General features: G+C 69.5%; 9 protein-coding genes and 1 riboswitch. Of the genes, 3 read left to right on the top strand and 6 right to left on the bottom strand.

Translation table 11 applies throughout. The features are described from left to right. Positions 1-65: 65 nt before the first annotated feature. Both ACIBK0_RS24775 and ACIBK0_RS24770 read left to right on the top strand, forming a co-directional pair. Positions 66-395 (top strand): hypothetical protein, encoded by a 330-nt coding sequence (locus ACIBK0_RS24775; RefSeq protein ID WP_399083851.1) that lies wholly within the window; start codon positions 66-68, stop codon positions 393-395. 270 nt (positions 396-665) lie between these two features. Then, positions 666-822: riboswitch (cyclic di-AMP (ydaO/yuaA leader) on the top strand. 3 nt (positions 823-825) lie between these two features. Then, positions 826-1,575 carry a transglycosylase SLT domain-containing protein gene (locus ACIBK0_RS24770; RefSeq protein WP_399083847.1) on the top strand — a complete coding sequence of 250 codons (750 nt, stop codon included), beginning with the start codon at positions 826-828 and terminating at the stop codon, positions 1,573-1,575. On the opposite strand, the gene ACIBK0_RS24765 is transcribed toward ACIBK0_RS24770, so the two are convergent. The 3 genes from ACIBK0_RS24765 to ACIBK0_RS24755 form a co-directional block, all read right to left on the bottom strand. Next, on the bottom strand, positions 1,569-2,408 hold the full coding sequence (locus ACIBK0_RS24765) for an HAD family hydrolase (RefSeq protein WP_399083844.1): 840 nt from the start codon (positions 2,406-2,408) through the stop codon (positions 1,569-1,571). The two genes, ACIBK0_RS24770 and ACIBK0_RS24765, sit on opposite strands and share 7 nt — an antisense overlap. Before the next feature lie 308 nt (positions 2,409-2,716). Next, a complete protein-coding gene (locus tag ACIBK0_RS24760) occupies positions 2,717-3,931 on the bottom strand; it encodes an FAD-dependent oxidoreductase (RefSeq protein WP_399083841.1) in 1,215 nt (404 codons plus the stop codon). A 28-nt stretch (positions 3,932-3,959) separates the two neighbouring features. Further along, positions 3,960-5,231, bottom strand: coding sequence for an ATP-grasp domain-containing protein (locus ACIBK0_RS24755; protein WP_399083838.1), 1,272 nt, complete (start codon positions 5,229-5,231; stop codon positions 3,960-3,962). Positions 5,232-5,453: 222 nt separating this feature from the next. Between ACIBK0_RS24755 and fahA the strand changes: the two genes are divergently transcribed. After that, positions 5,454-6,668 (top strand): fumarylacetoacetase, encoded by a 1,215-nt coding sequence (gene fahA, locus ACIBK0_RS24750; RefSeq protein WP_399083974.1) that lies wholly within the window; start codon positions 5,454-5,456, stop codon positions 6,666-6,668. Between the two features lie 432 nt (positions 6,669-7,100). On the opposite strand, the gene recQ is transcribed toward fahA, so the two are convergent. The 3 genes from recQ to ACIBK0_RS24735 form a co-directional block, all read right to left on the bottom strand. Then, positions 7,101-9,101: a DNA helicase RecQ gene (recQ, locus tag ACIBK0_RS24745; protein WP_399083835.1), complete on the bottom strand. Its 2,001-nt coding sequence runs from the start codon at positions 9,099-9,101 to the stop codon at positions 7,101-7,103. A gap of 414 nt (positions 9,102-9,515) precedes the next feature. Further along, on the bottom strand, positions 9,516-11,165 hold the full coding sequence (gene nuoN, locus ACIBK0_RS24740) for an NADH-quinone oxidoreductase subunit NuoN (RefSeq protein ID WP_399083832.1): 1,650 nt from the start codon (positions 11,163-11,165) through the stop codon (positions 9,516-9,518). Then, positions 11,162-12,733 carry an NADH-quinone oxidoreductase subunit M gene (locus ACIBK0_RS24735; RefSeq protein WP_399083829.1) on the bottom strand — a complete coding sequence of 524 codons (1,572 nt, stop codon included), beginning with the start codon at positions 12,731-12,733 and terminating at the stop codon, positions 11,162-11,164. The genes nuoN and ACIBK0_RS24735 overlap by 4 nt, the downstream gene beginning before the upstream one ends. Position 12,734: the final 1 nt, after the last annotated feature.

Here is a 12,734-nt window from a genome sequence, read left to right as displayed (position 1 = left end):
GGCGGACGACGGGAGTTCGACGACAGGATCTAGAAGGCCGGGGTGCCGTAGGGAACCCTGAGCCCATGGCGCAGACGCGGACCGAGGAATTCCTGATGGACCTCGACGAGGGCATGCTCGCCTACTTCCGCGAGATGGCCCACGAGATGGTCACGCGCTTCGGGATCTCACGGGCGGAAGCCGTCGCGAGGATCAACTGGGCATACCAGGGACGGGAGTTCGGGCCGTACCCCGACCTGATGTGCCACGAACTCCCCGAATACTGGGGCTACGGCCTCTACTTCAAGCCCAACGCGGGCCGCCTCCCCGACGACGACCGCGACACGGGCCTCTCCGTGTGGGAAGTGCGCCCGGCTCCTCCCCGGCATTCCCCGGCCTGGACACTCGATGCGTAATGTCCGAATTAAAAGCATTGCCGCTTTGATGGGCCTTGGTCGCGTGAATTGGGTCACGTCCGAGTTGCCCCGGCGTCGCACCCCATGACCTCGATTCCCCCTTCGCGAAAGGCAAGTTGAGGATCACATTCCGCCATAATCGGGCAATTCATCCCTCCCTTTTCCGAGGTTAAAGCGGACTGAGCCATGAATTCGGGTCTTGTTCCCGACATGTGCTCTCGCATACGTTCGCCCCGATCCGAGCGGATCGCCGAATCCTGCCGCCGCTCGGAAACCCACCCACCCACGCACGGCAGGAGCGGGGGACCCAGGTAAGCCGCCGGTCCGTACTTCGGAACGGCTAGGGGTGAAGCCGCGCCCAGCGCGCGGCCGGGCACCTCCCGCCCGAACCCGACAGCTCACCTCGCAGGCGCCGGAGAGGAATGTCGTCATGCCCGCACCAGGCAAGCACTGCCGCCGCAAGACCAGCAGCCCGTTCACCCGCGGCATGATCGCCGCCGGCGCGAGCGGAGCCGCGCTCGCCCTCCCCCTCGTGTGCGCGACCAGCGCGCACGCCGCCCAGCCGACGCAGGCGCCGCAGGTCACGAAGGCTGCCGCGGTCACGATCAACGACGTCCAGCTCGTCACCTACAAGGTGGTCGCGGGCGACACCCTGTCCAAGATCGCGCAGAAGTTCCCGCAGAGCGGCGGCTGGCAGAAGCTGTACGACGCCAACCGCGCGGTGATCGGTGCGAACCCGGCGGTCCTCCCCCCGGGCCTGACGCTGACGGTGGGCACGAAGACCGTGAAGCTGGGCTCGGCGCCCAAGGCGAGCACCACGTCCGCGACGCCGGCCGCCCCCGCCTCCACGAAGACATACGCCAACAATCTGGACGGCTGGATCAAGCAGTCGCTGGACATCATGGGCAAGGCGCACATTCCGGGCACCTACAACGGCATCCACCGCAACGTCATGCGCGAGTCCTCCGGCAACCCCCGAGCCATCAACAACTGGGACTCCAACGCCGCCGCCGGCATCCCGTCCAAGGGTCTCCTCCAGGTCATCGACCCGACCTTCAAGGCGTACCACGTCCCCGGCACCTCGATGGACCCCTACGACCCGGTCGCGAACATCACGGCCGCGTGCAACTACGCGGCGGCGAAGTACGGCTCGATCGACAACGTCAACGGCGCCTACTGAGACACGCTCTCGCGGGCCCTCCCCTGGGCCCCGAAGAGCCGCTCCAGCACCACCGCGATCCCATCCTCCTCGTTCGACAGGGTCACCTCGTCGGCCACCGCCTTCAGCTCCGGGTGGGCGTTGGCCATGGCGACGCCATGGGCGGCCCAGTCGAACATGGGGATGTCGTTGGGCATGTCGCCGAAGGCGAGGGTGGTGGCGGGGCTGAGACCGAGGTGGGCGGCGGCGAGGGCGAGCCCCGTCGCCTTGGTCACGCCGCATGGCTGGAGTTCGACGGTACCCGGCCCCGACATGGTGACCGTCGCCAGCGAACCGACCGCTCCCCGCGCCGCCGACGCCAACTCGTCGTCGGACAGCGAAGGGTGACGGAGCAAAACCTTGCTGATGGGCTCCGACCAGAGGTCGTCGCGGCGCGGCACCCGCACGGCCGGCAGCGTCGGATGCGGCATGACATACCCCGGCTCGATGAGCGTCAGGCCGTCCACACCGTCCTGGTCCACCGCCGCGTAGAGCAGCCCGACCTCCGCCTCGATCTTGCCGAGCGCGGTTTCCGCCAGTTCCCTGTCCAGGGTCACCGACCAGAGCAGACGGTGCGCCCCGGCGTCGTACAACTGCGCCCCCTGTCCGCACACCGCCAGTCCCTGGCCGCCGAGTTCGTCCAGGAGCGGTCGGACTCTCGGCGCCGGCCGTCCCGTCACCACCAGATGCTGGGCACCCTCGGCCGTGGCTCTCGCCAACGCGGCGCGCGACCGGTCGGAGAGTGTGTCGTCGCCGCGCAGCAGCGTTCCGTCCAGGTCAGTGGCGATGAGTGAATATGCAGTCGGAGCGGCCATGATCCGAAGAATACGGATCGAACGTCTCATCGGCCCGGCGCGAACCGGACGACGTCCGGTATCCCGTCAGCAACGCCGTTCACCGCACGGACGGTATGGGTGGTACGGGCCTTATCTGCCGTACTGACCGCGGGTGTTCCACTCCCGTCCACACCGACGCAGGCCACCGTGTCTACGTCCAACGACCGTTCCTGGATGCGGAGTTGGCCTGCCGCGAGCCGCGGGCGGGACGAGAGCCCCGAGCCGCACCGATGTGATGCGACGGTCAGGGGGCGCACCCATGGGCAAGGGCGCCCCCTGCCCCCGACTCACCCGTGCGCAGCCACCAAGTGCTTGGCCAGCCGCGGTGAAGCGAGCTCCGTCCCGCACACGAACCGCATCACCGGCCCGTACGAGGCCGCCGCCGGCAACCCCGTGAAGTACAACCCGGGCACGGACGACCGATACCCCGCGCCGAGTTTCGGCGTCCCCCGGCTGACCGCGAGCGCGGTACGGAGCTCGTGTCCGAGGAAGTCCATCGCGGCGATGTCGACGCGATAGCCGGTCGCGGCAATGACGTGGTCGGCCGGCAGCTCCTCGGTCCGGCCGCCGTGGGTCTGGACGGAGAGGACGGGGTGGCCACCGCGGGCGTCGGCGCGGACGATCCTGGACACCTCACGGACATCGACCTTGCCCTCGAAGCGGTCGCGCAGCCACCAGGCGCCGAGCGGACCGAGCACACGGCGGACCAGGTAGTGCCGGGCCTGCGCGGGCAGATAGCGGTAGGGCTGTGGGTAGTAGCTCAGCGCCCACAGGGACCAGGCGCGACCGAAGGGCGACTCGGGACGCAGCCTGGGCTGCTGCCACGGGGGTGCGCCGAAGTCGACGGCGCCCTTGCCGCGGGACACCACCCGTACCTGCGCTCCCGCCTCCGCCGCGAGCGCGGCCGTCTCCAGCGCGGACTGGCCGGCGCCGACGACGATGAGCTCCTTGCCCGAGAACCGGGTCAGGTCATGGTTCTGGGAGCTGTGGGAGACAGGGCCCGTGGGGGTGGGTCCGTCGGCCGCCGCTGCCGCGAGCTCGGCGGGAAGATGGGCGAGTCCGGACAGACCGGTGGCCACCACGACCGCCCGCGCCGTGAACAACTCCCCTGAATCCAGCTTGAGTTCGAAGCCGCCGGAGCCATTACGGCCGTCCTTGCGGTCGACCGAGACGACCCGCACCCGCTCCAGCTCGGGCACCAGCTTCTGCTGGAACCACTCCCCGTACGCGATGAACGTCTCGACCGGGATGATGTCCTCGTCCGTGACCAGCCGCCGTATCCCCGCCGCGTCGCAGTAGTCGACGAGCGTGTGCCCGCGCTGCGGGGCGTCGATGCTGGAGGCGACCGGGGTCGACTTGAGGAGCATCCCCTCGGGCATGTGATCGCGCCAGCTCACCATGGGCTCGCCGAAGACACGCACCGGGACACCGCGCGCCCGCAGATGGGCGGCGGTGGACAGGCCGAATGGCCCGGCACCGATGACTGCTACCGGATGAATCACGAAGTCCCCTCCCCAGGACGTACTACGTCTACTTCGCGGTGGAACTGTTGGTGCTGCCACGGCGGTTGGTCCGCCACAGCTGATACAGATGCTTCGCGCCCGGCCGCACGAAACGCGCGAGCATCGTGAAGAACGGCCGCAGGTCGTCACCCGCGAGCCACGCCAGCTCCGTACCGCTCGCGCGAGCCGGCGCGTGCGGTGTCGTATAGCCGCTGCGCCGGTAGGCGAGCAGGGCCGGCAGGTCGATGTTCTCCACGATGTAGCGGTGACCGGCCCGCTGTTCCCCCTCTGGAACGGTGCGCCCGGTCAGATCCAGATGCATGGCACGGACGACGTCGATCCCCGACTCGTTCTCGAAGAGCCGGAACTGCGCGCCCATCCGCGGGTTGAAGTCAAGCAGCTTGTACTGTCCGTCGCGCCTGTCGAAGCGCAGGTCGAGGTCGATGACGCCGCTGAAGCCGATCTGTTTGATGAAACGCGCGGCGAGGTCCGCGAGTTCCGGATTGTCGACGACGTACGCATTCGCCGTCATTCCCGCGTGCGGCGGCCAGGAGCGGACTTTCACGCCCGTGAACATCGCGAGCGGCGTCGAGTCCGCGTCGAAGTACGCGTGCACGATCCAGTCCTCGGCCTCCTCTCTCGGCAGGTACTCCTGGAGGATCACACCCGGTTGCGCGCCCCAGTCCCGGGCGAGTGTCAGCAGCCCCTCGCGGGTCGTGATCCGCGTCGTCCCGTTCACCGCAGGCCGACTGCGGCGCACGAACGCCTCGCGGTTCTTGGCGACGAGCGGGAAGCGGGCGCTCTCGGCGAACGCGAGGATCTCCTCGTACGACTGGGGAAAGGCCGCCTGCGGGCTGGGGATACCGTGTTCCGCGCACAGTTCGTGCAGCCCCTGCTTGCTGGCGAGGCGGCGCGGCAGCTTGGCGTCGACGCGCGGAAAGAGAAAACGGTCCCCCAACTCGTCCTGGTGCTCGGCGATCAGCACGGCGGCCTCTTCGTCCGTCGGGACGAGCACCGTCGGCCGCCCGATCCGCTGCCCGATCCGCAGTAACCCCTCGACGAGCCGCTCCGGTTCCTCCGTTCCGGTGGTCGGCCAGACGAAGGCACGCCGCAGATAGCGTGAGGCCGCAGCGGGCGTGTAACGGTCCTCGGTGATCGCATACATCGGTATGCCGAGCCGGCCCAGACTGCGGATGGCGCCCACTCCACCGTGGTGCAGCGGGTAGTCGCCGAACTTCACGATGAGGCCCGGAACCTCCCGGTCGGCGTCGACCGGCACACTGCTGGAGCTCCTGGCCACGGGTCCCCCCACGCGTCCCCCCTACGGACCGGACCCACCCCGTCCGTGTCCCCCAAAGGGACGCTAAGCCGGAATTGCCGCGTCCGACAAGACCAATTCGGACATTGCAAACTCTTTAGGCACTGCCACAGGGCACGGTCACTCCCCCGTAACGTGTGCCCCGACCACATGGAACACATGAATCACATGGCGAGTACAAATCCGAAAGTGAGGCAGCACCCGATGCCCCCCTTCGATGTCCCCGAGGGCGATCCCTTCGGCCCGCACAACCTTCCGTACGGCGTCTTCAGCCGGGTGGACTCGTCCGAGCGAACCGTCGGCGTCCGGCTCGGCGACCACGTGCTCGACGCGGGCGCGGCGGCCCGTGCCCTCGGCTCCCCGTACGCGGAGCTGCTGGCACAGCCGACCCTGAACCCGCTGCTCGCGGCGGGCCGCACCGCCTGGTCCGACGTACGGCGCGCGCTCACGGCCTGGGTGACGGTCCCGGCCCACCGGGAGACCCTCGCACCCCACCTCCACCCCCTCTCCGAGGTGACCCTGCACCTCCCCTTCGAGGTGGCGGACTACGTCGACTTCTACGCCTCCGAGAACCACGCCCGGAACGTCGGCCAGATCTTCCGTCCCGACGCCGCCGACTCCCTCACCCCCAACTGGAAACACCTGCCGATCGGATACCACGGCCGCTCCGGCACGGTGGTGGTGTCCGGCACTGAGGTGGTCCGCCCGTCGGGGCAGCGCAAGCCTCCCTCCGACACCGCTCCCACCTTCGGCCCTTCCCTCCGCCTGGACATCGAGGCGGAGGTCGGCTTCGTGGTCGGCACCCCTTCGTCCATGGGCTCCCCCGTGCCCCTCTCCGCCTTCCGCGACCACGTCTTCGGCCTCTGCCTCCTCAACGACTGGTCGGCCCGCGACATCCAGGCATGGGAGTACGTCCCCCTCGGCCCCTTCCTCGGCAAGTCCTTCGCCACATCGGTGTCGGCGTGGATCACCCCGCTCGACGCACTCGAAGACGCCCAGGTGGCGCCCCCCACCCGCACGCACCCCCTGCTCCCCTACCTCGACGACTCCTCCGAAGACCCCGGCGGCTACGACCTCCGCATCTCCGTCGCGATCAACGGCCACATCGTCTCCGAACCCCCCTTCTCCACCATGTACTGGACCGCCGCACAGCAGCTGGCCCACATGACGGTCAACGGCGCCTCGCTGCGCACCGGCGACCTGTACGGCTCCGGCACCGTCAGCGGTCCCGCCGAAACCGAACGCGGCTCCCTCCTCGAACTCACCTGGAACGGCCGCGACGCCCTCGACCTCCCCGACACCAAGCGCACCTTCCTGGAGGACGGCGACGAGGTCACCCTGACGGCGTGGGCTCCGGGGCCGGGCGGCACGCGAGTAGGCCTCGGCGAGGTGACGGGTCGGATCACGCCGGGCGCCTGAAGGGGACACAGCCTTTACGCCTGGGGGCCAACAGGGTGGTCATCGCGGCGGCGCACGGGAAGCGCTGGGCCCCGGCCCGAGCCCCGCGGGAGGGGGCGCCGGGGTCTCAGCGCCCACGGGTGCAGTAGTCGCCGAGGTCTGAGCGTCAACGGATCCGGGAGACGCCAGGACCTCAACGCCCACAAGCCCGGGTGACGCCGGGGGCCCGGCCACCGCGCACCCGTACGCGGACGTCAGGGCGTATGCGTCCTGGGCGCTCTGACCGCCGCCGCCGTCGCTGCGGGCAATGGTGTGCCGCGGCGGCGGCCCCGGTGGGCGCTGCGGCACCCCGTGAGCGCCGCGTTGCACGCCCCGCCCTCACGTCGGCAGCGATGCCGAGCGCCCCTGCGCGGTGCTGCGACGGCACCCGGCGTCCAAGGGGACGCCGCGCCCCTATATCCAGTCCTCCGGCTCCGGTTCCGCGTCCATCTCGGGCCAGTCCGGATCGGGTGCCTCGCCGGTCGCCGGAGCCGGAGTCGCCCCGGGAGCGCCGCCCAGTCCGGCAAGCACCCCCAGCACCCCTTCCCCATACGTCGCCAGCTTCTTCTCTCCCACGCCGCTGATGGTGCCCAGTTCGGCCACCGAGGTGGGCCCCACCGCGGCGATCTCCCGGAGTGTGGCGTCGTGGAAGATGACATACGCGGGCACGCCCTGCTCGCGGGCCTGTTCGGCGCGCCAGGAACGCAGGGCCTCGAAGGCGGGGACCAGCTCGGGAGGCAGTTCGGCCACAGCGCCCTTGGGTTTGCGCTCGCCCCTGCCCGAGCCCGAGCCGGACCCCGACCGGGAGGTCACCGGCTTCGGCGGCTCCTTGCGCAACGGCACCTCGTGCTCGCGCCGCAGCACCGTCCCACTGGCCTCGGTCAGCACCAGCGTCCCGTACTCGCCCTCGACCGCGAGCAGCCCCTGGGCAAGCAACTGCCGTACGACACCCCGCCATTCGGATTCGGACAGCTCCTCTCCGATGCCGAAGACGGACAGCTGGTCGTGGTCGAACTGGATCACCTTGGCGGTCCGGCGACCCAGCAGGATGTCGACGATCTGGACCGCGCCGAACTTCTGTCCCCGCTCACGCTGCAGCCGCACCACCGTGGACAGCACCTTCTGCGCCGCGACCGTGCCGTCCCAGGTCTCGGGCGGTGTCAGACACGTGTCGCAGTTGCCGCACGCGGGGGTGTGCGGGTCCTGGCCGAAGTAGGCCAGGAGCTGGGAGCGCCGGCACTGGGCCGTCTCGCACAGCGCGAGCATCGAGTCCAGGTGTGCGGCCGCCCGGCGGCGGAACGCCTCGTCGCCTTCCGAGCCCTGGATCAGCTTGCGCTGCTGGACCACGTCCTGAAGGCCGTACGCCATCCATGCCGTGGACGGCAGTCCGTCACGGCCCGCACGGCCCGTCTCCTGGTAGTAGCCCTCGACGGACTTCGGCAGGTCGAGGTGGGCGACGAACCGCACGTCCGGCTTGTCGATGCCCATGCCGAAGGCGATGGTGGCGACCACGACCAGTCCCTCTTCGCGCAGGAAGCGCGACTGGTGGGCCGCACGGGTGCCCGCGTCCAGCCCCGCGTGGTAGGGCACTGCCTCGATGCCGTTGCGGGAGAGGAACTCGGCCGTCTTCTCCACCGAGTTGCGCGAGAGGCAGTACACGATGCCCGCGTCGCCCGCGTGCTCCTCGCGCAGGAAGGACAGCAGCTGCTTCTTGGGGTCGGCCTTCGGGACGACCCGGTACTGGATGTTGGGGCGGTCGAAGCTCGCCTCGAAGTGCCGGGCCTTCGGCATGCCGAGGCGCTGGGTGATCTCCTTGTGCGTCGCGCGGGTGGCCGTGGCCGTCAGCGCGATCCGCGGAACCTCGGGCCAGCGCTCACCCAGCAGCGACAGCGCCAGATAGTCGGGGCGGAAGTCGTGGCCCCACTGGGCCACGCAGTGCGCCTCGTCGATGGCGAAGACGGAGATCTTCGCGCGCGACAGCAGGTCAAGCGTCGTGTCCAGACGGAGCCGCTCCGGGGCCAGGTAGAGCAGGTCCAGCTCCCCCGCCAGGAACTCCGCCTCCACCACCCGCCGCTCGTCGAAGTCCTGCGTGGAGTTCATGAACCCGGCGCGCACGCCCAGCGCGCGCAGCGCGTCCACCTGGTCCTGCATCAGCGCGATAAGCGGGGAGACCACGACGCCGGTACCCGGTCTGACCAGCGCGGGAATCTGGTAGCAGAGCGACTTGCCGCCACCCGTCGGCATCAGGACGACGGCGTCACCGCCCGTCACCACATGCTCGATGATCGCTTCCTGCTCGCCGCGGAAGGCGTCGTACCCGAAGACCCGGTGGAGCGTGGCCAGTGCCTCGCTGTCGCCCAGTGTCTCGGTCGTGTCCGCTCCGGTCATCGCACCTGCCCCGCCCATCCCGCTCATCGCCCGTCGTCCCCCGTATGTCGTGCTTCGCCCACGACAGCCACCATAGGGCCCCGCACCGACAGCCTCAGAGTTATCCACAGGCTGCGACCGGACGGCTTCGGTACGCACCGGCGCCCGGCCCCTCGCGCTGCCCCGGACGGGCCCCGTCGGCATTCAGCCCGTCGGCCCCTTCCGCATGGCGACCCCTCGCGACCGCGGACCGATGCCCGGCCATACCGCCACCACGCCGATCCACTACGACCTGCACGTCTGGCTCTACAACGACACCCCCCCGGCCTGTTCGACCGGTGGAATCCCACGGTGAAGCGCCCAGCCGACACAGCCCCCTCGACGCACTCCGCCCACGCAGCCCACTGAACGTGCTGCGGGCCCCGCTCCCGAGGGGGGAGCGAGGCCCGGCACCTGCGCGGTTCAGCGAACGAAGACCCCCGCCTGGCCTGCGAGGTCGAGGAAGTACTGGGGCGCCACACCCAGCACCAGCGTGACCGCCACGCCCACCCCGATCGCCGTCATGGTCAGCGGGGACGGCACGGCCACCGTCGGCCCTTCCGGCCGCGGCTCGCTGAAGAACATCAGCACGATCACTCGGATGTAGAAGAACGCCGCGATCGCCGACGAGATCACACCGACCACGACCAGCGGGCCCGCGCCGCCTTCCGCCGCCGCCTTGAAGACGGCGAACTTTCCGGCGAAACCGGAGGTCAGCGGGATGCCCGCGAAGGCCAGCAGGAAGACCGCGAACACGGCCGCCACCAGCGGGGACCTGCGTCCCAGCCCCGCCCACTTGGACAGGTGTGTGGCCTCGCCGCCCGCGTCCCGGACGAGCGTCACGACGGCGAAGGCGCCGATCGTGACGAACGAGTACGCACCCAGGTAGAAGAGAACGGACGAGACGCCGTCGGGCGAGGTCGCGATGACACCCGCGAGGATGAAGCCCGCGTGGGCGATCGACGAGTACGCCAGCAGCCGCTTGATGTCGGTCTGGGTGATCGCGACGATCGCGCCGCCCAGCATGGTGACGATCGCGACGGCCCACATGACAGGCCGCCAGTCCCAGCGCAGGCCCGGCAGGACGACGTACAGCAGACGCAGCAGCGCGCCGAAGGCGGCCACCTTCGTCGCCGCCGCCATGAAGCCGGTGACCGGTGTCGGCGCGCCCTGGTAGACGTCCGGCGTCCACATGTGGAACGGCACCGCGCCGACCTTGAACAGCAGGCCCATGACGACCATGGCCGCGCCGATCAGCAGCAGCGCGTCGTTGCCCATGGTGCCGGCCAGCGGCGGGTCGACATTCGTGATCGTGCCGTCGACGACCTGCGCGATCGTCGCGTACGACACCGAGCCCGCGTAGCCGTAGAGCAGGGCGATGCCGAAGAGCGTGAACGCGGAGGCGAAGGCGCCCAGCAGGAAGTACTTGACCGCGGCCTCCTGCGACATGAGCCGCTTGCGGCGGGCCACGGCGCACAGCAAATACAGGGGCAGCGAGAAGACTTCCAGGGCGATGAACAGCGTCAGCAGATCGTTGGCCGACGGGAAGACCAGCATGCCGCCGATCGCGAAAAGCAGGAGCGGGAACACCTCAGTGGTGGTGAACCCGGCCTTCACGGCGGCCTTCTCGCTGTCACTGCCGGGCACGGAGGCGGCCTGCGCGGCGAACGAATCGACGCGATTGCCGTGCGCCTCCGGGTCGAGCCGCCGCTCGGCGAAGGTGAATACGCCGAGGATGCCCGCGAGCAGGATCGTGCCCTGCAGGAACAGGGAAGGACCGTCGACCGCGATCGCGCCCATCGCCGCGATGTGCGCCTTCGTGGTGCCGTATCCGCCCGCCGCGAGCGCGACGACCGCGGCGAACGCGGCCGCGAGTGCGACGACGGAGACGAACACCTGGGCGTAGTAGCGCGACTTGCGCGGTAGGAACGCCTCGATCAGCACCCCGACGATCGCCGCGCCGATGACGATCAAGGTGGGCGACAATTGCCCGTATTCGATCTTCGGCGCGTCGATCTTGGAAATCGGATCGGCCGCCGTTGTCCACAGGCTGTGGACGGCTGCTGCGCTCACTTGGCCGCCTCCACCTCGGGCTTGGGGTCCTTCTGCTGGACGTCGGACATGGTCTGCTTGACCGCCGGATTGACGATGTCGGTGACCGGCTTCGGGTAGACGCCCAGGAAGATCAGCAGTGCGATCAGCGGGGCGACCACCAGGAGCTCACGCACCCTGAGGTCGGGCATCTCGGCGACCTCCGCCTTCACCGGGCCCGTCATCGTCCGCTGGTAGAGGACGAGTGTGTAGAGCGCGGCGAGGACGATGCCGAAGGTGGCGATGATGCCTACGGCCGGGTAGCGCGTGAACGTGCCGACCAGGACCAGGAATTCACTCACGAAGGGCGCGAGCCCGGGGAGCGAGAGAGTCGCCAGGCCGCCGATCAGGAAGGTGCCCGCGAGCACCGGGGCGACTTTCTGCACCCCTCCGTAGTCGGCGATCAGACGCGAACCGCGCCGCGAGATCAGGAAGCCCGCCACCAGCATCAGGGCGGCGGTCGAGATCCCGTGGTTGACCATGTAGAGCGTCGCGCCCGACTGGCCCTGGCTGGTCATCGCGAAGATGCCCAGGACGATGAAGCCGAAGTGGGAGATCGACGCGTACGCGACCAGCCGCTTGATGTCGCGCTGGCCGACCGCGACCAGCGCCCCGTAGATGATGCTGATGAGCGCCAGCACGAGGATGACGGGTGTCGCCCACTTCGACGCCTCCGGGAACAGTTGGAGGCAGAAGCGGAGCATCGCGAAAGTGCCGACCTTGTCGACAACTGCCGTGATCAGTACGGCTACCGGGGCGGTGGCCTCACCCATGGCGTTGGGCAGCCAGGTGTGCAGCGGCCACAGCGGCGCCTTCACCGCGAACGCGAAGAAGAAGCCCAGGAAGAGCCACCGCTCCGTGCTGGTCGCCATGTGCAGCGAACCGCTGGCGCGGGCCTGCACGATCTCCGGGAGCGAGAAGTTTCCGGCCACCACGTAGAGACCGATCACCGCGGCCAGCATGATCAGACCGCCGACCAGGTTGTAGAGGAGGAACTTCACGGCGGCGTAAGAGCGTTGCGTCGCCGCCGCCTTGTCGCCGTGCTCGTGGGCACGATCCCCGAAGCCGCCGATGAGGAAGTACATCGGGATGAGCATGGCTTCGAAGAAGATGTAGAAGAGGAAGACGTCGGTGGCCTCGAAGGAGATGATCACCATCGCCTCGACGGCCAGGATCAGGGCGAAGAAACCCTGGGTCGGCCGCCAGCGCCTGCTTCCGGTCTCGTGCGGGTCGGCGTCGTGCCAGCCCGCGAGGATCACGAAGGGGATCAGCAGCGCCGTGAGCGCGATGAGCGCCACCGCGATGCCGTCCACCCCGAGCTCGTACCGCACCCCGAAGTCCTTGATCCAGGCGTGGGATTCGGTGAGCTGGTATCGGTCGCCGTCGGGATCGAATCGCACCAGGGTGACGGCGGCGAGCACCAGGGTGCCGAGCGAGACGAGCAGCGCCAGCCACTTGGCGGCGACGCGCTGCGCGGCCGGCACGGCAGCCGTGGCGATCGCCCCGAGGGCCGGGAGCGCCGCCGTCGCTGTCAGCAGAGGAAAGGACATC

The sequence above is a fragment of the Streptomyces sp. NPDC050564 genome (assembly GCF_044457265.1).
Classification (GTDB): Bacteria; Actinomycetota; Actinomycetes; order Streptomycetales; family Streptomycetaceae; genus Streptomyces.
This window is presented reverse-complemented; position numbering and strand designations above follow the sequence as displayed.

Bases quoted from the DNA above. Each gene is read 5' to 3' on its own strand.
- ACIBK0_RS24775 (WP_399083851.1), top strand. From the start codon at position 66: ATGGCGCAGACGCGGACCGAGGAATTCCTGATGGACCTCGACGAGGGC.
- ACIBK0_RS24770 (WP_399083847.1), top strand. From the start codon at position 826: ATGCCCGCACCAGGCAAGCACTGCCGCCGCAAGACCAGCAGCCCGTTC.
- ACIBK0_RS24765 (WP_399083844.1), bottom strand. From the start codon at position 2,408: ATGGCCGCTCCGACTGCATATTCACTCATCGCCACTGACCTGGACGGA.
- fahA (WP_399083974.1), top strand. From the start codon at position 5,454: ATGCCCCCCTTCGATGTCCCCGAGGGCGATCCCTTCGGCCCGCACAAC.
- recQ (WP_399083835.1), bottom strand. From the start codon at position 9,101: ATGAGCGGGATGGGCGGGGCAGGTGCGATGACCGGAGCGGACACGACC.
- ACIBK0_RS24735 (WP_399083829.1), bottom strand. From the start codon at position 12,733: ATGTCCTTTCCTCTGCTGACAGCGACGGCGGCGCTCCCGGCCCTCGGG.